Origin of the sequence: Pseudomonas sp. Mn2068, assembly GCF_049319725.1 — a bacterium.
GTDB lineage: Bacteria > Pseudomonadota > Gammaproteobacteria > Pseudomonadales > Pseudomonadaceae > Aquipseudomonas > Aquipseudomonas gingeri.
Map to the genome: position 1 here is coordinate 1 of NZ_JBMOUG010000044.1, position 229 is coordinate 229.

The 229-nt window shown below is 62.4% G+C and carries 1 pseudogene; it reads right to left on the reverse strand.

The window, feature by feature from the left end:
* Window positions 1–229 (reverse strand): annotated as a pseudogene (locus ACL9RJ_RS33285) (transketolase); the annotation flags it as partial.

Below are 229 nucleotides of genomic sequence, written 5' to 3' on the forward strand. Positions count from 1 at the left end.
GGACCGTCTTCGCCCAGGCCGATGGAGTCGTGGGTGTAGACATGGATCACCCGCTTCTTCATCAGCGCCGACATGCGCACCGCGTTGCGGGCGTACTCCATGAACATCAGGAAGGTCGCGCCGTAAGGCAGCAGGCCGCCGTGCAGGGTGATGCCGTTCATGATCGCGGTCATGCCGAACTCACGCACGCCGTAGTACATGTAGTTGCCGCTGGCATCTTCGGCGCTGA